This is a genomic window from Bradyrhizobium genosp. A, from assembly GCF_049949275.1.
GTDB lineage: Bacteria > Pseudomonadota > Alphaproteobacteria > Rhizobiales > Xanthobacteraceae > Bradyrhizobium.
In genome coordinates, this window is the sequence record NZ_CP188196.1 from 667,543 (window position 1) to 690,563 (window position 23,021).

Annotated in this window: 20 protein-coding genes; 8 read left to right on the top strand and 12 right to left on the bottom strand. The window is 64.6% G+C overall.

Annotation, left to right across the window (positions count from 1 at the left end; genetic code table 11):
- Positions 1-255: 255 nt before the first annotated feature.
- The 4 genes from prmC to ACP2YP_RS03045 all read right to left on the bottom strand — a co-directional run bounded on the left by prmC (position 256) and on the right by ACP2YP_RS03045 (position 6,072).
- Positions 256-1,140 (bottom strand): peptide chain release factor N(5)-glutamine methyltransferase, encoded by an 885-nt coding sequence (gene prmC, locus ACP2YP_RS03030; protein ID WP_426422162.1) that lies wholly within the window; start codon positions 1,138-1,140, stop codon positions 256-258.
- Positions 1,137-2,222, bottom strand: a complete 1,086-nt coding sequence (prfA, locus tag ACP2YP_RS03035) for a peptide chain release factor 1 (protein ID WP_426422163.1) — start codon at positions 2,220-2,222, stop codon at positions 1,137-1,139. The genes prmC and prfA overlap by 4 nt, the downstream gene beginning before the upstream one ends.
- A gap of 57 nt (positions 2,223-2,279) precedes the next feature.
- Complete coding sequence (ptsP, locus tag ACP2YP_RS03040) at positions 2,280-4,547, bottom strand: phosphoenolpyruvate--protein phosphotransferase (RefSeq protein WP_426422164.1); 2,268 nt, start codon at positions 4,545-4,547, stop codon at positions 2,280-2,282.
- 268 nt (positions 4,548-4,815) lie between these two features.
- Complete coding sequence (locus ACP2YP_RS03045) at positions 4,816-6,072, bottom strand: aspartate kinase (RefSeq protein WP_426422165.1); 1,257 nt, start codon at positions 6,070-6,072, stop codon at positions 4,816-4,818.
- Between the two features lie 150 nt (positions 6,073-6,222).
- On the opposite strand from ACP2YP_RS03045, the gene ACP2YP_RS03050 reads away from it, so the two are divergent.
- The 3 genes from ACP2YP_RS03050 to ACP2YP_RS03060 all read left to right on the top strand — a co-directional run bounded on the left by ACP2YP_RS03050 (position 6,223) and on the right by ACP2YP_RS03060 (position 8,567).
- Positions 6,223-6,690: a PH domain-containing protein gene (locus ACP2YP_RS03050; RefSeq protein ID WP_426422166.1), complete on the top strand. Its 468-nt coding sequence runs from the start codon at positions 6,223-6,225 to the stop codon at positions 6,688-6,690.
- A 14-nt stretch (positions 6,691-6,704) separates the two neighbouring features.
- Positions 6,705-7,478, top strand: coding sequence for a bifunctional 2-polyprenyl-6-hydroxyphenol methylase/3-demethylubiquinol 3-O-methyltransferase UbiG (gene ubiG / locus ACP2YP_RS03055; protein WP_426422167.1), 774 nt, complete (start codon positions 6,705-6,707; stop codon positions 7,476-7,478).
- 189 nt (positions 7,479-7,667) lie between these two features.
- Positions 7,668-8,567, top strand: coding sequence for an EamA family transporter (locus ACP2YP_RS03060; RefSeq protein WP_426426456.1), 900 nt, complete (start codon positions 7,668-7,670; stop codon positions 8,565-8,567).
- A 112-nt stretch (positions 8,568-8,679) separates the two neighbouring features.
- Here ACP2YP_RS03060 and ACP2YP_RS03065 read toward each other — a convergent pair whose 3' ends face one another.
- Genes ACP2YP_RS03065 through ACP2YP_RS03080 form a run of 4 tightly spaced genes read right to left on the bottom strand, consistent with a single transcriptional unit; the run spans position 8,680 to position 11,154 of the window.
- Positions 8,680-9,162 carry a DUF1178 family protein gene (locus tag ACP2YP_RS03065; protein ID WP_426422168.1) on the bottom strand — a complete coding sequence of 161 codons (483 nt, stop codon included), beginning with the start codon at positions 9,160-9,162 and terminating at the stop codon, positions 8,680-8,682.
- The gene (locus ACP2YP_RS03070; RefSeq protein ID WP_426422169.1) at positions 9,159-10,037 is read right to left on the bottom strand and encodes a carbon-nitrogen hydrolase family protein; all 879 of its coding nucleotides are present in this window, start codon (positions 10,035-10,037) and stop codon (positions 9,159-9,161) included. Before ACP2YP_RS03070 ends, ACP2YP_RS03065 begins: the two co-directional genes overlap by 4 nt.
- Positions 10,034-10,309, bottom strand: a complete 276-nt coding sequence (grxC, locus tag ACP2YP_RS03075) for a glutaredoxin 3 (protein ID WP_426422170.1) — start codon at positions 10,307-10,309, stop codon at positions 10,034-10,036. Before grxC ends, ACP2YP_RS03070 begins: the two co-directional genes overlap by 4 nt.
- A gap of 47 nt (positions 10,310-10,356) precedes the next feature.
- Positions 10,357-11,154, bottom strand: a complete 798-nt coding sequence (locus ACP2YP_RS03080) for a ComF family protein (RefSeq protein ID WP_426422171.1) — start codon at positions 11,152-11,154, stop codon at positions 10,357-10,359.
- Between the two features lie 206 nt (positions 11,155-11,360).
- On the opposite strand from ACP2YP_RS03080, the gene ACP2YP_RS03085 reads away from it, so the two are divergent.
- The gene (locus ACP2YP_RS03085) at positions 11,361-12,230 is read left to right on the top strand and encodes a methyltransferase domain-containing protein (protein WP_426422172.1); all 870 of its coding nucleotides are present in this window, start codon (positions 11,361-11,363) and stop codon (positions 12,228-12,230) included.
- A gap of 133 nt (positions 12,231-12,363) precedes the next feature.
- Here the strand turns inward: ACP2YP_RS03085 and ACP2YP_RS03090 are convergent, their stop codons facing one another.
- The 3 genes from ACP2YP_RS03090 to ACP2YP_RS03100 form a co-directional block, all read right to left on the bottom strand.
- A complete protein-coding gene (locus ACP2YP_RS03090; RefSeq protein WP_426422173.1) occupies positions 12,364-12,774 on the bottom strand; it encodes a (deoxy)nucleoside triphosphate pyrophosphohydrolase in 411 nt (136 codons plus the stop codon).
- Positions 12,775-12,784: 10 nt separating this feature from the next.
- Positions 12,785-14,026, bottom strand: a complete 1,242-nt coding sequence (gene argJ / locus ACP2YP_RS03095; protein WP_426422174.1) for a bifunctional glutamate N-acetyltransferase/amino-acid acetyltransferase ArgJ — start codon at positions 14,024-14,026, stop codon at positions 12,785-12,787.
- Positions 14,027-14,155: 129 nt separating this feature from the next.
- Complete coding sequence (locus ACP2YP_RS03100) at positions 14,156-15,112, bottom strand: peptidylprolyl isomerase (protein WP_426422175.1); 957 nt, start codon at positions 15,110-15,112, stop codon at positions 14,156-14,158.
- A 352-nt stretch (positions 15,113-15,464) separates the two neighbouring features.
- On the opposite strand from ACP2YP_RS03100, the gene secA reads away from it, so the two are divergent.
- Positions 15,465-18,305 carry a preprotein translocase subunit SecA gene (gene secA / locus ACP2YP_RS03105; protein WP_426422176.1) on the top strand — a complete coding sequence of 947 codons (2,841 nt, stop codon included), beginning with the start codon at positions 15,465-15,467 and terminating at the stop codon, positions 18,303-18,305.
- A gap of 228 nt (positions 18,306-18,533) precedes the next feature.
- Here the strand turns inward: secA and ACP2YP_RS03110 are convergent, their stop codons facing one another.
- Positions 18,534-18,968 (bottom strand): MarR family winged helix-turn-helix transcriptional regulator, encoded by a 435-nt coding sequence (locus tag ACP2YP_RS03110; RefSeq protein WP_057747431.1) that lies wholly within the window; start codon positions 18,966-18,968, stop codon positions 18,534-18,536.
- 179 nt (positions 18,969-19,147) lie between these two features.
- On the opposite strand from ACP2YP_RS03110, the gene ACP2YP_RS03115 reads away from it, so the two are divergent.
- From ACP2YP_RS03115 to ACP2YP_RS03125, 3 genes are all read left to right on the top strand, one after another.
- On the top strand, positions 19,148-20,332 hold the full coding sequence (locus ACP2YP_RS03115; protein ID WP_426422177.1) for a substrate-binding domain-containing protein: 1,185 nt from the start codon (positions 19,148-19,150) through the stop codon (positions 20,330-20,332).
- Positions 20,333-20,506: 174 nt separating this feature from the next.
- Positions 20,507-22,021, top strand: a complete 1,515-nt coding sequence (locus ACP2YP_RS03120) for an amidase (protein WP_426422178.1) — start codon at positions 20,507-20,509, stop codon at positions 22,019-22,021.
- Positions 22,022-22,159: 138 nt separating this feature from the next.
- Positions 22,160-23,017, top strand: coding sequence for a branched-chain amino acid ABC transporter permease (locus tag ACP2YP_RS03125; protein WP_426422179.1), 858 nt, complete (start codon positions 22,160-22,162; stop codon positions 23,015-23,017).
- The last annotated feature ends 4 nt before the right edge of the window (positions 23,018-23,021 follow it).

Here is a 23,021-nt window from a genome sequence, read left to right on the forward strand (position 1 = left end):
ACAAGCCCAGCTTTCTTGCGTAAGTGTTCAAGCGCAATATCAGGCTTTCGTTCACGTTGCGGTCGGAAAGCAGCGTACCTCAGTGGGCCATCGCGCTTAACAGGACCTGCGGCTTGGAACCTAAAATCAGTGAAGCTCTCGCCTGAGAGCCCGGCTTTCGCCCGTGGGTCTACGGGGCCGACACCGATGTGCTAGACGAAAGGTAGTCGTTCCCAAGGGATATTCCAAGAGGTTTTTTGCAGCCCAATCCGGCTTTTATGGAGGCATTTTTCGGGCCGAGACGGCCCTGGGAATGCCCGCCAGGTCGGCCTTGGGCGGCCTGTCCTGCAATAACGCGGCAGCCGCCATTAGGGTTGCAATATCTCCGGCCTGGCCTTGGCCGGCCTCGACGATCAGGGCGCCGCCGGGGGCGAGCCGCTCGGCCGCCTGTGGAATCAGGGCGCGGTAGGCGTCATAGCCGTCATTGCCGCCGTCGAGCGCCAGATGCGGATCGTGCTCGCGCACCTCGATGCTCAGTTTCGGAATTTCCCCGGCAGGAATATAGGGCGGGTTGGACACGATCAAATCGAACGGGCCGTGAAGCGCCGCTGCATAGGAGCAGGCGACGAACCCCGCGCGATCGGCAAGGCCGAGAGCGGCGGCATTGCCTTTTGCCGTGCCGAGTGCGGTGAGGCTGAGATCAGTGCCGACGCCGAAAGCATCCGGAATCTCGTGCAGCAACGCGAGCAGAATGGCGCCGGATCCGGTGCCGATATCGGCGATGCGTGGGCGCCGTCCCGCGGCCGTGCGTTCGCGAAAAATATCGAGCGCCAGCTCGACCACGGTCTCGGTATCCGGCCGCGGCACCAGCGTCGCCTCGGAGAGGCGGAACGGCAAGCCCCAGAATTCCCGCGTGCCGAGAATGCGGGCGACCGGCTCATGCGCGAGCCTTCGCTGCGCATAAGCTTCGAGCCGAACAGCCTCCTCGGGTGTGAGATATCGCGCCGCCCGCGTGATCAGGCCGGTCAGATCGAGCCCCAGCGCGGCGCCGACGAGCAGGCGCGCATCGAGAGACGGCTCATCGATGCCGGCCGATTGCAGCCGCGCCGCCAGCGCGCGCCGCGCACCCTCGATCGTTCGTCCGGTGAGGGGATTGCTCACGCCGCCGCGCCTTGCGCGGCGAGCTGCGCGGCCTGGTGCTCGGTGGTCAGCGCATCGGTCAATTCGCCGAGCGCTTCGCCCGCGATCACCTGCGGCAACTTGTAGAGCGTCAGATTGATGCGGTGGTCGGTGACGCGCCCCTGCGGAAAATTATAGGTGCGGATACGCTCAGAGCGGTCGCCGGAGCCGACCTTCTCCTTGCGCTCGGCCGAGCGCGCGGCGTCGACGCGCTGCCGCTCGGCATCGTAGATGCGCGAGCGCAGGATGTTCATGGCGGAGGCGCGGTTCTTATGCTGCGAGCGGCTGTCCTGCATCATCACCACGATGCCGGTCGGAATGTGAGTGATGCGGATCGCCGATTCCGTCTTGTTGACGTGCTGGCCGCCGGCGCCTTGCGCGCGCATGGTCTCGATGCGCAGATCGTCATTCTTGATCTCGACGTCGACATCCTCGACTTCGGGCAGCACCGCGACGGTGGCGGCCGAGGTGTGGATGCGCCCCTGCGTCTCGGTGTCGGGCACCCGCTGCACCCGGTGCACGCCCGATTCGAACTTCAGCTTGGAGAACGCGCCGCGGCCCTGCACCTCCGCGATGATTTCCTTATAGCCGCCGACGGTGCCTTCACTCGCCGAGATCACCTCGACCTTCCAACCCTGCAAGGCGGCAAAGCGCTCGTACATCCGGAACAGGTCGCCGGCGAACAGCGAGGCCTCGTCGCCGCCGGTGCCCGCACGGATTTCGAGCACGACGTTGCGGTCGTCCATGGCGTCCTTGGGCAGCAGCGCGACGCGGATCTTCTGGATGAGATCATCGATCTTCGGATTGAGCTCGTCGCGCTCGGCTTCCGCCATGCTGCGCATCTCGGGATCGGTCGCAGGATCGGCGATCAGCGCCTCGGTGTCGGCGAGCTCCTTCACGGCTGCACGATAAGTCTTTACCGCCTCGATCAGCGGAGTGATCTCGGCGAGCTCGCGCGTAACCTGCACATAGCGCTCGGAGGAGAGCTGTCCCAGCGATTCGGCCTCGAGCGAGGCGTGATGCGCGAGCAGGACGTCAAGTTTGGCTTCGGGGAGTGACGACATCGGTTTGGTCTCAAAAGGCGGAGGAAGGCGAGGCGGCGAAGACGGGCGGCAGGCCCGCTACAACGCCAGGCCTTCGGCCTCGGCAAATTCCGTCAGCTTTTGCCGGATCGAGACGCTGCCGGCCGGCGCATCCAGCAGTGGCCCAAGCATCGCTTCGGCCTTCTTGGCGTCGAGATCGATCACCATCGCCTTGACCGGGCCGAGCGCGGTCGCCGACAGCGACAGCGAACGGTAGCCCATCGCGATCAGCGCCAGCGCGCCGATCGGTTTCGAGGCCATCTCGCCGCAAAGCGACAGCGACTTCTGCGCCGCCAGCGACTTGCGCGCGATGTCGCGCAACGCGCGCAGGATCGGCGTCGACATGGTGTCGAAGCGCTCGGAGACCTTGGCATTGCCACGGTCGACCGCGAACAGGAACTGGAACAGATCGTTGGAGCCGACTGAGATGAAGTCGACCTTCTGCAGCAGCTCGTCAAGCTGATAGAGCAGCGCCGGCACCTCGACCATGGTGCCGATGTCGATGCGCTCCGGCAGCGTGTGGCCGTGTTGGCGCAGATAAGTCAGCTCGCGCTCGACCAGCGACTTCGCAGCATCGAACTCGGCGACCTCCGAGATCATCGGGAACATGATACGCAGCGCGCGGCCGCCGCCGGCGCGCAGCAGCGCGCGGATCTGGCCACGCAACAGGCCGGGACGGTCGAGCCCGAGCCGGATCGCGCGCCAGCCGAGCGCGGGATTCTCCTCGATCACTGTCTCCATATAAGGCAGCGCCTTGTCGCCGCCGATGTCGAGGGTGCGGAAGGTGACGGGTTTGTGGCCTGCGGCATCCAGCACGGCGCGATAGAGCGCGAGCTGGTCACTGGTGCGCGGCAGGCTCTGACCGACCATGAATTGCAATTCGGTGCGGAACAGCCCAATGCCGGCGCTGCCGGTGTCCTCGATATGCGGCAGGTCGATGGCAAGGCCCGCGTTGATCAGGAGCTCGACCTTCTGGCCGTCCTTGGTGACGCAGGGGCGGTCACGCAGTGCCAGATATTGCGCCTGGCGGCGGGCGCGGAAGCGCACGCGCTCGGCATAGGCAGCCTCGACTTCCTGCGACGGCCGCACATAGATCGCGCCCGAGGTGCCGTCGACGATGATAGCGTCGCCGGGATCGGCGATGCCGGTCGCGTTCGGGACCTCGCCGACGGCGGGAATGCCGAGCGCGCGCGCCACGATCGAGACGTGGGAGTTGGCGGTGCCTTCCTCCAGCACGATGCCGCGCAGGCGCTTGCGGTCATAGTCGAGCAGCGCCGCCGGTCCCATCGCGCGTGCGATGACGATGGCATTGTCGGGCATCTGCTCGCGCGAGGGCGCATGGTCCTGGCCGACCAGCTGCCGCATCAGGCGATAGCCGAGGTCCTCGAGATCGTGCAGCCGGTCGCGCAAATAGGGATCGGTCACGCGCAGCATGCGGGCGCGGGTGTCGGACTGGACGCGCTCGACCGCGGCTTCCGCGGTGAGGCCGGTGGCGACCGCCTCGTGCAGCTTGTGCGACCAGCCCTGGTCGTTGGCGAACATGCGGTAGGCTTCGAGCACGTCGCGATGCTCGCCGCCCTCGGCAACGTCGCCGCGCTCCAGCATCCGGTCGAGATCCGAGCGCAGCTTGGCAAGCGCGGTGTCGAGCCGCTTGATCTCCTTCGGCAGATCCTCGGCGATGTAGTCCTTGATGACGACGCGCGGCTCGTGCAGCACGACGTGGCCGAGCGCGATGCCTTCCGAGAGAATTGCGCCGGCCTTCTCGGTGGAATGGCGCGCGGCGGGCTCGGCGCCAGGCTGGGCGAGCGCGGACAATTCGCCCGACGCGATCAGCTCCGCCAGCACCATGGCTGTGGTCTGCAGCGCCTCGAGCTCTTCCTCGACATAGGTGCGCTTGGCGCGGTTCTGCACCACCAGCACGCCGAGCGTATTGCCGGCGCGCAGGATCGGCACGCCGAGGAACGAGTGGTAAATCTCTTCGCCGGTTTCGGGGCGGAACGAGAAGGCCGGGTGGCTTTGGGCGTCGTTCAGGTTGAGCGGCGTCGCCTCGCTGGCGACGAGGCCGACCAGGCCCTCATGGGCGCTCAGCACGGTATGGTGCACGGCCTCGCGGTTGAGGCCTTCGGTGGCGTAGAGCTCGAGGGTGTTGTCGATGCGCAGCACATAGACCGAGCACACCTCGGCCACCATGTTGGCGGCGATCAGCACCACGATCTTGTCCAGCCGCTCCTGGGCCGAGACCTGCTCCGCCATGGTTTCGCGGAGCCGTCTCAACAAGACGCGGGGACCTCCCGACGCGCTCCGCATGAACCGTCAATCTCCTCCGTCTGCCCGGCCCGGCGATATTGGCCGGCGGCTGGCCCAAAATTCCAGAAAAACAATCAAATTGTCTGTCCGGCGCAGGCGCAAACCACCGCTTGCACCGAATCAGCAGCCTGAACTGGGACACAGTCTGCGGCAGCCCACCCTGTTCGCCGTATAGCGAATTGGGGCTTGTTTTGCCAAGCAAAACGCCTGCCAAACGCGAAGGTGTGTACACCTTCGTGTTTGCTGCGACCGCTAAGAGAAAATTAGTCTAAGCCTGATCGAGGCCGTAGAGCGTGTGCAAGGTGCGCACCGCAAGCTCGGTATAGGCGGTGTCGATCAAAACCGAGAACTTGATCTCGGAGGTTGTAATGGCCCGGATGTTGATATTCCGTCTGGCGAGGGCCGAGAACGCCTGGGCGGCGACGCCGGCATGGCTGCGCATGCCGCTGCCGATCACCGAGATCTTGGCGACGTCGGTAGCGGTATCGAGCCTGATATAGCCGATCGTGGCCTTGGCGGCGGTAATCGTATCCTTGGCGCGGTTGTAGTCGGCCGCCGGCACCGTAAAGGTGAGGTCGGTGGTCTTGCCGTCCTCGGACACGTTCTGAACGATCATGTCGACGTTGATATTGGCATCCGCGAGCGGGCCGAAGATCGACGCGGCGACGCCGGGCTTGTCCTCGATCTGGCGCACCGAGATCTGGGCCTCGTCCTTCGAAAAGGCGATGCCGGTGACGACGTGGCTTTCCATGATCTCCTCCTCGCTGCAGATCAGCGTGCCGGGCGGCTGGTTGGCATGCGGGTCGATATCCTCGGGCTTGTCGAAGCTCGAGCGGACGAAGATCGGCATGTTGTGGACCATGCCGAGTTCCACCGACCGCACCTGGAGCACTTTCGCGCCCTGGGAGGCCAGTTCCAGCATGTCTTCGAACGCGATCTTGTCGAGCCTTTTGGCCTTCGGCACGATTCGCGGGTCGGTGGTGTAGACGCCGTCGACGTCGGTGTAGATGTCGCAGCGGTCGGCCTTGACGGCGGCCGCGATCGCCACGGCCGAGGTGTCGGAGCCGCCGCGGCCCAGCGTGGTAATCCGGTTGGTCTTGGGATCGATGCCCTGGAAGCCGGCGATGACCGCGACCTCCTTGCGATCCTTAAAACGGGTGATGATCTCGCTGCCGTCGATGTCCTCGATCCGGGCCGAGGCATGGGCGTCGCTGGTCTTGATCGGGATCTGCCAGCCCTGCCAGGAGCGGGCCTGGATGCCCATGCCCTGGAGCACGATCGCGAGCAGGCCCGAGGTCACCTGTTCGCCGGAGGCGACGACGGCGTCGTATTCGCGCGCGTCGTGCATCGGCGAGGCCTCGGTGCACCAGGCCACCAGCTCGTTGGTCTTGCCCGACATCGCCGAGACGACCACGGCCACCTCATGGCCGGCGTCGACCTCACGCTTCACATGGCGTGCGACGTTGCGGATACGTTCGATGTTGGCGACGGACGTGCCGCCGAATTTCATCACGAGGCGGCTCATGACGACGCGTGCATTCCTTCAGAAGGATCAGTATGGTGACCCGCGCTGGACGGACGCCTCGCGGATTCCGACCGCGCGTATACAGAGGGGCGGGGCCGGGAGCAAGCGGGTTCCTGCGGGGCCAATCCGGGCAATGGGTTAATCGAGCTTATGGCGCGCTATATCGACGAGATTCTGCAACCGGGCGAGCGGGTGCTGTATTCGACCAATGCGCACTGGATCTTCTATTTTCCGGCGATCGTGGCCTGGATCGTGGCCCTGGCCCTCTTTGTGGCTTCTCGGCAAACGACGGTCGAGGGGCTCGTCCTGTTGTGTCTCGTCGCTTCCGGCCTGGTGGCGCTGGCCGCCCTGTTCTGGACCGTGAAGGGCTGGTTCCACCGCTTCACGACCGAGACTGACGTCACCAACCTCCGGGTTGTCCACAAGACCGGCTTCATCAAGCGCCGCACCTTCGAGATGGCGCTGGACAAGGTCGAGAGTGTCGACGTCAATCAGACCATTCTTGGACGAATTCTCAACTACGGCGACGTGACCATTCGCGGCGTCGGCGAGGGGATCGAGACGATCAAGACCATCGCCTCGCCGCTGGCCTTCCGTAGTTCGATCACCACGCGGTAGGACCGCGCGTAACCATGAGCATGCAGCAAGATACTTCCGCAACCGCAAGCCCCCCGCCGGGCTCGACCGTCGACGCCGCCGAGATCGCGAAATTCTCAAAGCTCTCGGCCGAGTGGTGGGACCCCAAGGGCAAGATGGCACCGCTGCACCGGATCAATCCGCTGCGGCTCGGCTATATCCGCGACGCCGCCTGCCGCAAGTTCGAGCGCAATGTGCGCAGCCTCAACTGCCTCGGCGGCCTGCGCGTGCTCGACATCGGTTGCGGTGCCGGCCTGCTGTGCGAGCCGCTGTCGCGGCTGGGGGCGCAGGTCATCGGCGTCGATCCGTCGGCGAGCAACATCGCCGCGGCGAAGCTGCATGCCGACAAGAGCCATCTGTCGATCGACTATCGCTGCACCACGGTAGAGGAGATCGACCCGCGCGAGCGCTTCGACATCGTGCTGGCGATGGAGGTGGTCGAGCACGTCGTCGACGTCGGCGTCTTCCTCAAGCGCTGCGCCTCGATGCTGAAGCCGAACGGCCTTATGGTGGTGTCCACACTCAACCGCAATTGGAAAAGCTTTGCGCTCGCCATCGTCGGCGCCGAATACGTGTTGCGCTGGCTGCCGCGCGGCACCCACGAATGGAACAAGTTCGTCACCCCCGACGAGCTGACCAAGCATCTCCTCGACAACCGCCTCGTCATCACCGAGCAGACCGGCGTCGTCTACTCCCCCTTCGCCGACAAATGGACGCTCTCGTCGGATATGGACGTGAACTACATGGTGGTGGCGGAAGGGATGGTATGAGGGGGACGTAGAGCGACGGCGAACTGCGTCCACAAACACGGTGTCGTCCCGGCCCCCCGTGCGCAATTGCGCACGGGGGGCCGGGACTACACTGTAGCAAGAGCAATGCTCCCATGACGTGGGCGTGATTGACCTGCTGCAATGCTGGCGGCAGTTTGGCTGAATCTCACCTCACCCACTCCCACCCCCATGCTCACCGTCACCAGCCTCTGGATTCCCTTCACCGTCATTGCTGCGCTCGGCCAGGTCGCGCGCAATGCGATGCAGCGATCGCTCACGAAGCCGCTGGGGACCTGGGGCGCGACCAATATCCGCTTCCTGTTCGGCTTCCCGTTCTCGCTGCTGTTTCTGGGCGTTGTGCTGGTGGCGACGGGCGATCATCTCGGCATGCCGCCGACCGTGTTCTGGCCGTGGCTGCTGCTCGGTGCGCTCAGCCAAATCGTTGCGACCGGGCTGATGCTGCTCGCGATGAACGACCGCTCCTTCGTGGTGACGACGGCGTATTTGAAGACCGAGGCGATTCAGACTGCGATCTTCGGCTTCGTCTTCCTCGGCGATCACCTGACATGGCTGAAGGTGCTGGCGATCGTGATCGCGACCGTCGGCGTCGTCATCACCGCGCTGCGGCCGGGCGGCGAGAAGAGCTTTGCCGAGCTGAAGCCGACCGTCACCGGCCTCGTCGCGGCAGCGGCGTTCGCGCTGTCGGCGGTTGGTTTCCGCGGCGCGATCATCAACGTGCCGAACGTCTCATTCGTGACGGCGGCGTCGTTCACGCTGGTGCTCGGCCTGTTCGTGCAGACGCTGATCCTGACGATCTATCTGCTCTGGCGCGCGCCAAAAGTGCTTCAGTCGATCCTGGGACTCTGGAGGCCGTCGCTGCTTGCGGGCTTCATGGGCGCCTTCGCTTCGCAATTCTGGTTCCTGGCCTTTGCGCTGACGGCAGCCGCCAATGTCCGCACGCTCGCTTTGATCGAGGTGCTGTTCGCGCAAGCGGTGGCATATTACTCGTTCAAGCAGCCGATCGCGCCGCGTGAGATCTTTGGTATCGCGCTGATCGTGGTCGGCGTGGCGCTGCTGGTGGGGGCTTAGGCAGATATCTCGCCGTCATACCCGGGCTTGTCCCGGGCATCCACGTTCTTCATGCTGTAAGAAAGACGTGGATGGCCGGGCCAAGCCCGGCCATGACGAAGAATGGGAAGGTTCAATTCCGGTCTTCCGGCAGCGTTGGCAGCGGTGAGACCTCGATACCTTCGTCGATCAGCGATTTTGCCTCGTCGGGCGAGGCCTCGCCATAGATCGGGCGGTGCTCCTTGTCGCCGTAATGCATCGCGCGGGCTTCGTTCGCAAACCGCTCGCCGACATTGTCGGCGTTCTTGACGATGTGGTCGCGCAGCTCTTTCAGCTTGGCGCGCAACTCGCGTTCCTGCGCCATCATCAGCGAGGTCGATCCGGACGGCGCAGCCTCGGGCGCAGTTGTCGTGGCCGGCTCCGGCGGCGGTGTCGCGCGGCCGCGCCCCTTCTTGCCGACGATGCGCGGCGCCATGATCGCCTTGTCGACCTTGGCGGAGCCGCAGATCGGGCAGGTCACGAGCTTGCGCTTCACCTGCGAATCGTAAGCCGACGAACTCTGGAACCAGCTTTCGAATTGGTGGTCGTGGTCGCAGTGGAGCGCGTAGCGGATCATGCCGATCCCCGCACCAGATGCAGATGATCCGGCCCGGCCTTTGGATCGGAGACGCCGAAGCGGCGGCCGTGCTGGAGCGAGGGGATCGCGCGGCGCGCGGTCTCGACCTTGGCCGGATCGATTTTGGCCATGATGATGCCGGGCTCCACATCGCCCTCGGCGAGAATTTCGCCCCAGGGGTCGATGATCAGGGAGTGGCCATAGGTCTCGCGCTTGTTCTCGTGGGTGCCGGCCTGGGCAGCTGCGAAGATGAAGCAGCCGGTTTCGATCGCGCGCGACCGCAGCAGGATGTGCCAGTGCGCCTCGCCGGTCTTGCGGGTGAAGGCCGACGGCACGGTGATGAAAGACGCGCCGCTCTCGGCCAGCGCCCGGTAGAGCGCGGGGAAGCGCACGTCGTAGCAGATCGTCAAGCCAACGCGACCCCAGGGCAGGTCGGAGATCACGGCGGTTTCGCCCGGCTGGTAGTTGGCGGATTCGCGATAGCTCTCGCCGTCCGGCAGCTCGATGTCGAACATGTGGATCTTGTCGTAGCTCGCGAGCACTTGGCCCTCGGGCCCGATCAGGAATGAGCGATTGACGGCCTTCTCTGGCGAGAAGCGCAGCGCCAGCGAGCCGACATGGATGTGGATCTTCAGCTCGGCCGCGAGCGCGCGATACACCTTGAGCGAAGTGTCGTCCTCCTCGCTCTGGAGGTGCTCGAACAGCGCCGTGCGGTTCACCTGCATCATATTGCTGACCTCGGGCGTCTGCACGTAGTCGGCGCCCTTGGCAGCCGCCTCCCGGATCAGTTTTGTTGCCTGTGCGAGGCTCGGCTCGGGCATCAACCCGGTGCGCATCTGCACCATGGCGGCGGTGAAGGTCCTGTTGTCGCTCATGAGACCGCCTTGATGCTTTCGAGGAGGCCGTCGAGCTTGCCTTCGCGATCGAGCGCGTAGAGGTCGTCGCAGCCGCCGATATGGGTTCCGCCGATCCAGATCTGCGGGAAGGTCGAGCCCTCGCCGGCGCGGTCGTACATCTCCTCGCGCCAGGACGGGTTCCGGGCGACGTCGAATTCCCTAAAGGTCACCTTCTTGCGGGTCAGCAGCGACCGGGCAGCGGAACAATAGCCGCATCCCGGCCTAGTGTAGATCTCGACAGCAGCGGTCATGGCGTCCAGCGCTCTCATGTCATGAATTTGTTGAATTATATGGGAGTTTACCGGCTCTCGACAACCCGGGCAAAGACCAGCACGTCGACCTGGGCCGCCTTGGCGCGCAGAAGTGCGCGCGCGCAGGCATCCAGCGTCGCACCTGAGGTCAGGACATCATCGACAAGGATGATGCGCCGGCCCTGGACCTCGGCCTGACGGTCGGGGGATACCTGGAATGCGCCCTGCACATTGGTGGCGCGCTGGGCCCGCGACAGGCCGATCTGCTGCTCGGTGGCACGCACCCGGCGCAGCACCTCAGCTCTCACCTTGACCCCGCTCTGCCGCGCGATGACATGCGCCAGCGCGCCGGACTGGTTGTAGCGTCGCCGCCAGGCCCGGCGCCAATGCAAGGGAACGGGCACCAGCATGTCGGCGCCGGCAAGCAGTTCGCCGCCCGCGCGCGCCATCCAGCGGCCCATGGCGGGCGCCAGATCAGTGCGGTCCTGGTATTTCAGCGCATGCACCAGCGTGCGCGCGACGTCGTCGTAGCGCACCGCCGCGCGTGCCCGCTGGTAGGCGGGCGGACTCGCGATCGCCTCCATCGACAGCATGTCGGGACCGGGATCATAGACGAAGGGGATGCCGAGCCGCGGGCAGTAAGGCCGCTCGATGAAGGACAGCTGCGACCAGCAGGCCGCGCAAACGCCTTCACCGTCGACCGGCTCGCGACAGGACACGCACAAGGTCGGCAGCGCAATGTCGAGCGCGAGCCGCGCCGCGCGCGACAGCACATGGCGGCCGGCCGTCCATGCGGCACGCAAGGGTGCGGCGATCGAGCGGGTGGGTGCGGCGTTGGCGTCCATGAGGGGAGGCTAGCGTTCCGCGCCAATCCGCTCAAGCCACGCTCTCGTGCCCCGGACGCAGCGCAGCGCCACTTCGGCGGTGCGCTGCAGAGCCGGGGCCCATCTCACCGCATCGTACGGCGATGGCTCTGGGTCCCGGTTCTGCGGAGCGTCACTGCGTGCCGCACCGCGCCCGGGACAAGAGAGAGGTGATTGCCAGAACTGTCATGATCGGCGTAACCAGCGGCATGGCTCAGAACCCGCAGACCCCGCCCGCCTTGTTTGATCGTGCTCTCCTGCACGCGCGGCAGCAGCGTGCGCTGGCGCAGGGGCCGGCCTCCTTCCTGCTCGATCGGGTCGCCGAGGACATGTCCGACCGGCTGGCCGCGGTGATGCGCGAATTTCACGCGCCAGTCGATCTCTGGACGCCCGGTGAGGGACTTGCCGCGCTGCGCACGCGACTGCCGTCCATCGAACGGATCGCGCTCGATGCAGCGGGCTCGGAGAAATTGCCCCTCGCGCCGGAAAGCCTCGATCTCGTCGTTTCCGCGCTGGCGCTGCAATTCGTCAACGATCTTCCCGGCGTACTCGCGCAGGTTCGCCGTGCGCTGAAGCCGGACGGGCTGCTGCTCGCCGCGATGATTGGCGGCGACAGCCTGACCGAGCTGCGCCAGGCTTTTGCCGCGGCGGAGGCCGAATGCGAAGCCGGTGTTTCGCCGCGGGTGGCACCGTTCGCCGATCTGCGCGACATCGGCGCGCTGTTGCAGCGGGCTGGATTTGCGCTGCCGGTCACCGACGTCGATCGCGTCGTGGTGCGCTATGGCAACGCGTTCGCGCTGATGCAGGATCTCCGCCGCATGGGCGCGGCCAATGTGCTGATCGAGCGGCGGCGTGCGCCGAGCCGGCGCGCGACGCTGCTGCGCATGGCCGAAATCTATGCCGAGCGTTTTGCCGATGCCGATGGCCGCATCCGCGCGACCTTCGACATCATCTGGCTCTCCGGCTGGGCCCCGCATGCAAGCCAGCAGCAGCCGCTGAAGCCGGGCTCGGCCAAGGCGAGCCTGGCGGAGGCGGTGAAGAAGGCTGGGAAGGAGTGACGCGTGTCCCGGACGCGCTGCAGCGTTCTTACGCTGCTGCGCAGAGCCGGGACCCAGTCTGCGGCTACCATGGGCCCCGGCTCTGCAGCGCACCGCTGAAGAAGCGCTGCGCTGCGTCCGGGGCAGGCAAGCCTCAGATCAGCAAATCAATCAAATGCGGGATCAGCGGAATGTCCGCGGGCGGCATCGGATAGTCGCGTAGCTTGTTGGCGCGGACCCAGGCGAGGTTCTGGCCCTCGCGTGCCGTGACCTGGCCCTCCCACCGCCGGCAGATATAGAGCGGCATCAAGAGATGAAAGGTCTCGTAGCCGTAGCTCGCAAAGGTCAGCGGCGCCAGGCAGGGCTCGGCGACAGTGATGCCGAGCTCCTCGCTGAGCTCGCGGATCAGGCTCTGCTCCGGCCGCTCGCCGGGCTCACACTTGCCGCCGGGAAATTCCCAGAGTCCAGCCAGCGTCTTGCCTTCGGGACGCTGCGCGATCAGCACGCGCTTGTCGGCGTCGACGAGCGCGCACGCCACTACCAATGTCAGTTTGAGATCGGTCATTGGCTTTGAGCTACGACCTGTAATCACCGTTGATCGCGACATATTCCTTGGTGAGGTCGCAGGTCAGCACGCGGTCGCGGCCCTTGCCGAGGCCGAGCGAGACCTTGATCGCGATCTCCGGAGCCTTCATCGCCTCCGACACTTGCGCCTCGTCGTAGTCGGGATCGCGCGCGCCGCTCTTGGCAACGCGGATGCCGTTGAAGGCGATCGACAGCTTGTCGCGATCGGCGGGCTCACCGGCCTTGCCGACCGCCATCACCACGCGGCCCCAATTGGCGTCCTCGCCCGCGATCGCGGTTTTCACCAGCGGCGAGTTGGCAATCGACATGGCGATCTTGCGAGCGGAGGCCTTGGTCTTGGCGCCCTCGACAGTGATCTCGACCAGCTTGCGGGCGCCTTCGCCGTCGCGGGCGACCTGCTCGGAGAGATTGGCGAGGATCTGGTTGAAGGCCTTGGTGAAGGCCTTCAGGCGCGGATCGCTGGCGCGGCTGATCTTTGGCGCGCCATGCTCGGCAGCGGCACCGGTCGCAAACGCCAGCAGCGTGTCCGAGGTCGAGGTGTCGCCGTCGATCGTGACCGCGTTAAAGGTGTCCTCGACGCCGGCCTTGAGCAGCGCCTGGAGCGCGGCGGGCGCGATCGGCGCGTCGGTGAAGATGAAGGACAGCATCGTCGCCATGTCGGGGGCGATCATGCCGGCGCCCTTGGCCATGCCGTTGATGGTGACCTTGGCCTTGCCGAGCTTCACGGTCGCGGTCGCGACCTTGGGGAAGGTGTCGGTGGTCATGATCGCCTTGGCGGCGGCGAGGTAATCGCCTGCTTCGGCGGTCTCGGCGAGGCGGCCCAGCACGCCGTCGAACTTGGTCGCATCCAGCGGCTCGCCGATCACGCCGGTCGAGGCCAGAAAGATCTCGCTCTCGCTGCAGCCGACGGCCTTGGCCGCGATCTTCGCGGTCAGGGCGGTGGAGCCGCGGCCGGTCTTGCCGGTGAAGGCGTTGGCATTGCCGGAATTGACCACCAGCGCGCGGGCCTTGCCGCCCTTCAGTTTTGCCCGGCACCATTCGACCGGCGCGGACGGGCACTTCGACTTGGTGAAGACGCCGGCGACCGCCGTGCCCTTGTCCATGATCGCCAGCAGCACGTCGGTGCGGTTCTTGTAGCGGATGCCGGCCTCGGCCGTCGCGAGGCGGACGCCCGCGATCACGGGCATGTCGGGAACGTTCTTCGGGGCGAGCGGGGAGACGGTTGAGGACATCGCTTGTGCCTTGATGAGGTCTGGATATGCAGATGGCCGGGCCTCCAGTGCGAAGACGTGCTGCGCACTTTAGGCCCGGCCATTGCGATGCTTAGATACTCTTGGCGTCACCGAAGTGACAGCAAATTCTTACTTCTTGGCGGGCGGCGCCATCTTGCTGTCGGCAGGCTTGGCATCGGAAGGCTTGGCATCGGAAGGCTTGGCATCGGCAGGCTTGGCATCGGCAGGCTTGGCGTCCTTCGACGCGTCGGCCGTCCGCTCGACCTTGGCTTCGGCGCGCAGCTTGGCGACGTAGTCGGCCTGGGCTTTGCGGGTGACGTACTGCTCGATCTGGGCCTTGACCTGGTCGAACTCGGGCGCCTTGCGGTTGCGCTTTTCCTCGACCTTGATGATGTGCCAGCCGAACTGCGACTTCACGGGATCGGAGATCTTGCCCGGCTCGAGCGCGAACGCGACGGTCGAAAATTCGGGTACCATCTGCTCCTTGGTGAAGAAGCCGAGATCGCCGCCGTCGGCGGAGCCCGGATCCTTGGACTTCTTCTTGGCCAGCTCGGCGAAATCCGCGCCCTTGTCGAGCTCGGCCTTCACCGCCTTGGCCTCGTCCTCGGTCTCGACCAGGATGTGGCGGGCGCGCACTTCCTGCTCGCCAGTGATCTGCTTGGAGGCCTCCTCATAGACCTTCTTCATGGCGTCGTCGTTGGTTGCGGCCTTGCCTTCCTGGGCGAGCAGGCTGTCCATCAGCAGGCGGTTGCGGGCGAACGCCATCCGCTTCTTGAATTCCTCGCCGTCCGCGACCTTCTTGTCCTCGGCAGCCTTGGCCACGATCTTCATGTCGATCAGGAACGACAGGACGTTCTCGTCCTTGGTCGCCGGATCCATCTGGGCAAGGCTCGGTCCGAGCTCCTCCTCGGCCATGGCGACGTCGCTCTTCTTGATGTCAGCGCCATTGACCTTGGCCAGAACGGGATCGTCGGCGGCCCGGAGCGGGCCGGCGACCGCCAGGGACAGCGCCAGGGCAAAGCAGCCAGCCAGGGCGGACGCGTGGCGGAAACGCTGGCCGGTGGTTACCGGGAACGAGGTGGTCATGCAAAATCCTTATGTTGAAGCAGGGGCTGCTTAAGCGGGGCGGACACTCGCCCAATTCAGGGGGGCTTGGCAACGCGAAAAGTCTGTCAAAATGATGAATTGGCCGCAATGCGCCCGCCGTTGACAAGGCCCTGACCGGGCCATATCTCTGCCCGGTCGCGACCATGGCGATGGCGTTTATTTTGCTGCGTTTTTGGCCGTTGAACCCTGACTTGCCCAATTCCCACCCATATGGCGGATGATCCCCGCAGTCCGGGCTCTGGCGCCATCAGGCGTCACGGTGTGTTGATAGGCAAGCGGGTGACAACCTTTTGGCTGCAACGCGGTTAAATCGCGAACACAGGAACTAGTCATGATCGGCGCGCTCGCCCGCAAGTTTTTCGGCTCCTCCAACGACCGGCGGGTGAAGGGATATCAGTCCCGCGTCAGCGCAATCAACGCGCTGGAGGCCGAGGTCTCAAAACTCTCCGACGAGGCGCTCAAGGCCCGCACGGTCGAGTTCAGGAAGCAGCTCGCCGAGGGCAAGACGCTCGACGACCTGCTGGTGCCCGCCTTCGCCACCGTGCGCGAGGCCGCCAAGCGCACGCTCGGCCAGCGCCATTTCGACGTCCAGCTGATCGGCGGCATGGTGCTTCACGAAGGCGACATCGCCGAGATGAAGACCGGCGAAGGCAAGACGCTGGTCGCGACGCTTGCGGTCTATCTCAATGCGCTCGCCGGCAAGGGCATCCACGTCGTCACCGTCAACGACTACCTTGCTCGCCGCGATTCCGCCTGGATGGGCCAGATCTACGGTTTCCTCGGCATGACCACGGGCGTGATCGTCCACGGCCTCGACGATTCCGAGCGCAAGGCGGCCTATGCCTGCGACATCACCTACGGCACCAACAACGAATACGGCTTCGATTATCTGCGCGACAACATGAAGTACCGTCTGGAAGACATGGTCCAGCGGCCGCATTTCTACGCGATCGTCGACGAAGTCGACTCCATCCTGATCGACGAGGCGCGTACGCCGCTGATCATCTCCGGCCCGCTCGACGACCGCTCGGACTTCTACAACACCATCGACGGCTTCCTGCCCAAGCTCGACAAGACCGACTACGAGGTCGACGAGAAGCAGCGCACGGTGACGCTCACCGAAGCCGGCATGGAAAAGATCGAGACACTGCTGCGCGACGCTGGCCAGCTCAAGGGCGAGTCGCTCTACGACGTCGAGAACGTCTCGGTCGTGCACCACATCAATCAGGCGCTGCGCGCCCACACGCTGTTCACCCGCGACAAGGACTATATCGTCCGCGAGGACGAGGTCGTGATCATCGACGAGTTCACCGGACGCATGATGGCCGGCCGCCGCTATTCCGAAGGCCTGCATCAGGCGCTGGAAGCGAAGGAGCATGTGCAGGTTCAGCCGGAAAACCAGACGCTGGCCTCGATCACCTTCCAGAATTATTTCCGGATGTATGAAAAGCTCGCCGGCATGACCGGCACGGCGTTGACCGAAGCCGATGAACTCTTTGACATCTACAAGCTCGAGGTCGTCGAAATCCCGACCAACGTGCCGGTCGGCCGCCTCGACGAGGACGACGAGGTCTATCGCACCCAGAAAGAAAAATACCAGGCCATCCTCGCCGAGATCGAGCGGGCGAACGCCCGGCTCCAGCCGGTGCTGGTCGGCACCGCGTCGATCGAGAAATCGGAAGTGCTTGCCGAATTCCTTAAATCAAACGGCTACAAGCAGATCGACTTCGGCAAGGAGAACGCGCTCGACAAGCTCTATGCCGCGGCCCGCGCCGGCAAGCCGGCCAAGCTGTTCGCGGTGCTGAACGCGCGCTTCCACGAGCAGGAGGCCTATATCGTCGCTGAAGCCGGCGTGCCCGGCGCGATCACGATCGCGACCAACATGGCCGGCCGCGGTACCGACATCAAGCTCGGCGGCTCGCTCGAGATGCGCATCCCGAAGGAGACTGCGGGCATCGAGGACGAGGCCGAGAAGGCCAAGAAAGTCGAGCAGATCAAGGCCGACGTCGAGCGTTTCCGCGACATCGTGCTCAAGGCGGAAGAGATCGTGGAGATCGAGCCGGCCAAGGGCTCCAAGCCCGCCAAGACGGTGACCAAGCCCGGCGGCCTCTACATCATGGGCTCCGAGCGGCACGAATCCCGCCGCATCGACAACCAGCTCCGCGGCCGTTCCGGCCGTCAGGGTGACCCCGGCCGCTCAAAGTTCTTCCTGTCGCTGGAAGACGATCTGATGCGCATCTTCGGCTCGGATCGTCTCGACAGCATGCTCCAGCGTCTCGGCCTGCAAGAGGGCGAGGCCATCATCCATCCCTGGATCAACAAGGCCTTGGAGAAGGCGCAGCAGAAGGTCGAGGCGCGCAACTTCGACATCCGCAAGAACCTGCTCAAGTTCGACAACGTCCAGAACGACCAGCGCAAGGTGATCTTCGATCAGCGCGTCGACCTGATGAAGGACGACAGCGTCGCCGAGACCGTCACCGACATGCGCCATGCCTTCATCGATGACCTCGTCGCCAAGCACGTGCCCGAGCATGCCTATGCCGAGCAGTGGGATGTCGCCGGCCTGAAGGAAGAGCTGAAGCGCGTGCTCGATCTCGACCTGCCGGTCGACGACTGGGCCAAGGAAGAGGGCATCGCCGACGAGGAGCTGCTCAAGCGCATCGAGACCCGCGCCGACGAGCACATGGCGGCCAAGGTCGGGCAATGGGGTCCCGACGTGATGCGTTACGTCGAGAAGACCATCCTGCTGCAGACGCTCGACCATCTCTGGCGCGAGCACCTGATCATGCTCGACCATCTGCGCCAGGTCATTGGCCTGCGCGGCTACGGCCAGCGCGATCCGTTGCAGGAGTACAAGACCGAGGCCTTCAACCTCTTCCAGGAGATGAGCGCGCATCTGCGCGAAGCCGTCACCGCGCAACTGATGCGCGTCGAGATCGTCCCGCCGGAGCAGGAAGCGCCGATGCTGCCCGCGATGGAAGCGCACAAGCTCAACCCCGATACCGGCGAAGACGAGATGGCGCTTGCCAGCGTCACGCTCGCCCCGCAGGCCACCGACGCAGCGCTGCGCGATCCCAAAAAACCGGCAAGCTGGGGCAAGGTCGGCCGCAACGAAGACTGCCCCTGCGGCTCAGGGAAGAAGTACAAGCACTGCCACGGGCGGTACGCGTAAGGCCTGAATTATCGGTGAGGCGCAATGCCGGCGCCTCATCTTCCCCTGTCGTTGCCCGGCTTGACCGGGCGACCCAGTACGCTGCGGCCTATCGGTTCAATCAAACGTCTCTGGAATACTGGATCGCCCGATTAAATCGGGCGATGACAGTTGTGCGTGTGGCAATGGGGTCCGGATTCTGCGCTGCGCTTGTCCGCGACGTGTTGAGAAAATGCGGTAACCAGCCCCTCAATTCGAGCTGTCGATCAAGCTCTCCAAGAGCCGCTTCAACTCGCTCGTCGACTTGTCACCATAGCTCTCCAGGATGTGCTCCTCCTGGTCCACCGCGAGCGAGTTGAGCTTCTTGCACAGCACCTTGCCGCGGTCGGAGATGAACATCAAAACCTTGCGGCGGTCGTTCGGGTCCTGCACGCGATAGACCAGCGTGTCGGAGACCATGCGGTCGATCATCTTGGTCAGGGTCGGATGGTTGAGCAGCACGGCGTCGGCAAGCTCGCCCATCGAATGGCCATCGCCGTCCGACAGCACCTTCAGGATGCGCCATTGCTCGACGGGAACCCCCTCCTTGCTGAGGCGCAGTTCGAGCTGCCGGTTGATCTCCCGGTTGGCTTGCGCGAGCAGATAAGCGAGGTGTTCGGTGATGGGAGCGTTGGATTTTGCCACGGCTAAGACTTCGTCTTGACCCAAATGAGTGAATGTCTTGCAATCAATGCTGCTTCTATATGCACTTCAATTCTTGAATATTCAATATTTTCAAAATAGAATGATTGCACAACAAAAGGGCGGATGCCGCGGCCGCCTGCTCAATGTGCTTTCAGGTCTGGTGCCAGACAGGAGTTGGCGTGCGCGCGACGGTAAACTTCCCGGCTCACGGCGGTCCGGCGTTGCCGCCGTCCCTGCTGTTCAGGAATCTGTCGTCATCGGCGGCTGATGGCGCGCTGTCGCCGAGCGATCACGCCTTCTTCAAGCGACGCGGCGCGAACAAGCTGCGCGTCGGCGGCTTCATTTGCTGCACGGGATCTCCCGGCGTCTGGGGTCCCTGCGCGACCAACAGTGCGCAGCTCGCCGTCGCCGAGATCAACAAGCGCGGCGGCATTCTCGGCCGCGAGGTCGAGCTTTCCATCTACGACGCCGGCGGCCCGCTCGATGAGGTGCTGGACCGCGCCGAACAGGCGATCGCCTTCGACGAGGTCGATCTCATCGTGGGCTTGCACACCAGCGCCGTCCGCGTCGGCCTGCGCGACGTCACCACGCGTCATCGCATCCCCTATATTTATACCCCGGTCTATGAAGGCGGCGAGCGCACACCCGGTGTCATGGCGATCGGCGAGACTCCGCGCTGGCAGAGTCGGCCGTCGATCCACTGGCTCGCGGACGTCAAGAAGGCGTCGCGCTGGTACCTGATCGGCAGCGATTACGTCTGGCCCTGGCAATCGCACCGCGCCGTGAAAAACTACATCAAGGAAACCGGCGGCCACGTCGTCGGCGAGGAGTTCGTCCCTCTCGGCGAGGACAATCACGAGCCGCATCTGGCGCGTATCCGTGCCGCGAGGCCGGACGTCGTGTTGATCTCGCTGATTGGCACCGACAGTAGTACGTTTAATCGCGCGTTCGGCGAATGCGGCCTGGGCGCCACCACGCTGCGGCTTGCAGGCGCCATGGACGAGACCGTGCTGCTCGGCATCGGCGCCGACAACAGCGAGAACATGTTCTGCGCCTCCGGCTATTTCACCGGCACCGGCGCGCGCGCCAATGACGACTTCCAGAGCCGCTATCGCGCGATGTTCGGGCCGAATGCGCCGCCGATCGGCTCGGTCGGACAGTCCGGCTACGAGGGCCTGCGCTTTCTCGAAGCGGTCGCCAACAAGGCCGGCACATTGGCGTTGGAGCCGATGCTCACTGCCGGCCGCAACATCGTCTACAGCGGCGCCCGCGGACCGGTCACCGTCCGCAACGGGCACGCGCGGATGCCGATGCATCTCGCCGCGGCCGATGGTCTCGACTTCAAGCTGATCAAGCCGATCTGACACGTGGGGCAATCGATGTGTCCGCCATTGCAAAATAATACTTGAAAAGGAAAATATTTCCGTTTTGAATGTTTCAGCGAGGCCGGTGGTGCGTGCGTCGTGCCGGGGCGGCCACGCCCAACGTTCCGAAAGAGCGTTTCAAGGGATCGTTTCAAGAAACTTCAGGAGAGCGCCGTGACAGTTGTCCTTCCCACGCCAGCCCAACTTCGCAGCGTCGCCGAGCAGTGCGGCCTCGCACTGACCGACGATGACGTCGCCTCGTTTCGCGGCCTGATGCAGGGCTCGATCGATGCCTACAACCTCGTCGGCGCGATGCCGGACGAGGTGCCGGAGGTCAAATATCCACGCACGCCGGGCTATCGGCCGTCGGCGGAAGAGAACCCCCGCAACGCCTGGTACCGCAAATCGACGGTCAAGGGCGCCGCCAGCGGCAAGCTCAAGGGCAAGACCGTCGCGCTGAAAGACAACATCATGCTCGCCGGCGTGCCCATGATGAACGGCTCGACCACGCTCGAAGGCTATGTTCCCGATTTCGACGCCACCATCGTCACGCGCATGCTCGATGCCGGTGCCGAGATCGCCGGCAAGGTGCATTGCGAATCCTTCTGCATGTCCGGCGGCAGCCACACCAACGCGGTTGGCGCGGTCCATAATCCCCACAAGATGGGCTATTCGGCCGGTGGCTCGTCCTCGGGCAGCGGTGTCGTCGTCGCGCTGGGCGAAGTCGACATGGCGATCGGCGGCGACCAAGGCGGCTCGATCCGCATGCCGTCCTCGTTCTGCGGCACCTACGGCATGAAGCCGACCTGGGGCCTCGTGCCCTATACCGGCATCATGCCGATCGAGATTTTTGTCGATCACACCGGCCCGATGACGGCGACCGTCGCCGACAACGCGCTGCTGCTCGAAGTGCTCGCCGGCGACGACGGTTACGATCCCCGCATCAAGGCACCGAAGGTCGAGGAATACACCAAGGCGCTCGGTCAGGGCGTCAAGGGCATGAAGATCGGCATTTTGAAGGAAGGCTTTGAGCAGGTGACTGCGGAGGCCGCCGTCAACGAAAGCGTGCGTGAGGCGGCCAAGCGCTTCAAGGATCTCGGTGCAACCGTCGAGACCGTGTCGATCCCCATGCATCTCGTCGGCCCTGCGATCTGGACGCCGATCGGCACCGAGGGCATGACCCAGACCATGATGTATGGCGACGGCTACGGCCTGTCCCGCGGTGACCTCTACTCGACCACGCTGATGGATTTCCACCGCGGCTGGCGCCGGCAGGCGGACTCCCTGTCCGAGACCACAAAGCTGTTTCTGCTGCTGGGCACCTACATCAACAACGCCTTCGGTCCCCGCTACTACGGCAAGGCGCTCAATATCTCCCGGCGCCTGACCGCGGCCTATGACAAGGCGTTTGGGGATTACGACCTGCTGCTGCTGCCGACGACGCCGATGAAGGCGACCAAGCTGCCGGAGCCGACCGCGAGCCGCGAAGATTACGTCGCGCGCGCGCTGGAGATGATCTCCAACACTGCGCCGTTCGACATCACCCATCATCCCGCGATGTCGCTGCCCTGCGGCATGGTCGACGGCCTGCCCGTCGGGCTGATGCTGGTCGGCCGGATGTTCGAGGAATCCACCATCTACCGCGCCGCGCACGCCTTCGAGCAGATCGGCGACTGGAAGAAGATGTGAGCGAGGCATTGATGCAGACGGACGGAACATTGGAGCGTTTTCGAGCGAAGTGGATACCGGTTCGCGTCAAGAAAACGCGTCAAAACCAGAATCCAGAGCCCCGTTCCGATTCCATCGGAACGGGAAAGGCTCCGGCGCATGGCTAACGCGTTCGTTGCGGCGTTCGAAATCCTGAGCTTTGGCGCGATCATCGTCCTGATCGTGCTGGGGCTCGGGATCATCGCCAGCATGATGGGCATCTTCAACTTCGCGCAGGGCGAGTTCGTCCTGCTCGGGGCCTACATCACCTATCTCGCCTACGCCAAGGGCCTGCCGATCTGGTGCGGCATGGTTGCGGCGCCCTTCGTCGTTGGCGCGTTCGGCTTCGTGCTGGAAGCGCTGATCATCCGCCGCTTCTACGCCGCGCCGATCGTCGCGATGCTCGGCACCTACGCGCTCGGCCTGATCATCCGCGAATCCGTGCGCGGGCTGATCGGCGGTTTCTATCTCACGGTGCCCGAGCCGATCGGCGGCTCGATCGATATCGGCACCATGCACATCTCGGCGTGGCGCTTCACCATCATCGTCATCACGCTTTTGGTGATGGGCGGCTGCTATCTCCTGCTGTCGCGCACGAGCTTTGGTCTGCGCATGCGCGCCACGCTGGAGAACCCGTCGCTGGCGCGCGCATCCGGCATTTCCACGCCCCTGATGTACGGCGCCACGTTTGCCTTTGGGTCGGCGCTCGCTGGCCTTGCCGGCGCACTGATCGTGCCGGTGTTCAGCCTCTATGCCGATCTCGGCATCCGCTTCCTGATCCAGGGCTTTGTCGCCGTCATGGTCGGCGGTGTCGGCTCCTTCATCGGCCCCGTCGCCGGCGCCGGTGTGATCGGCACGCTCAGCGCCGCGCTGCCCTGGGTCATGGCGCCCGTGGTCGCCGATGTCCTCGTCTTCGTTCTCGCCATTGCCTTCATCAAATTCCGGCCGCAGGGCCTCATCGCTGGAAAAGGGGTTTAGTCAT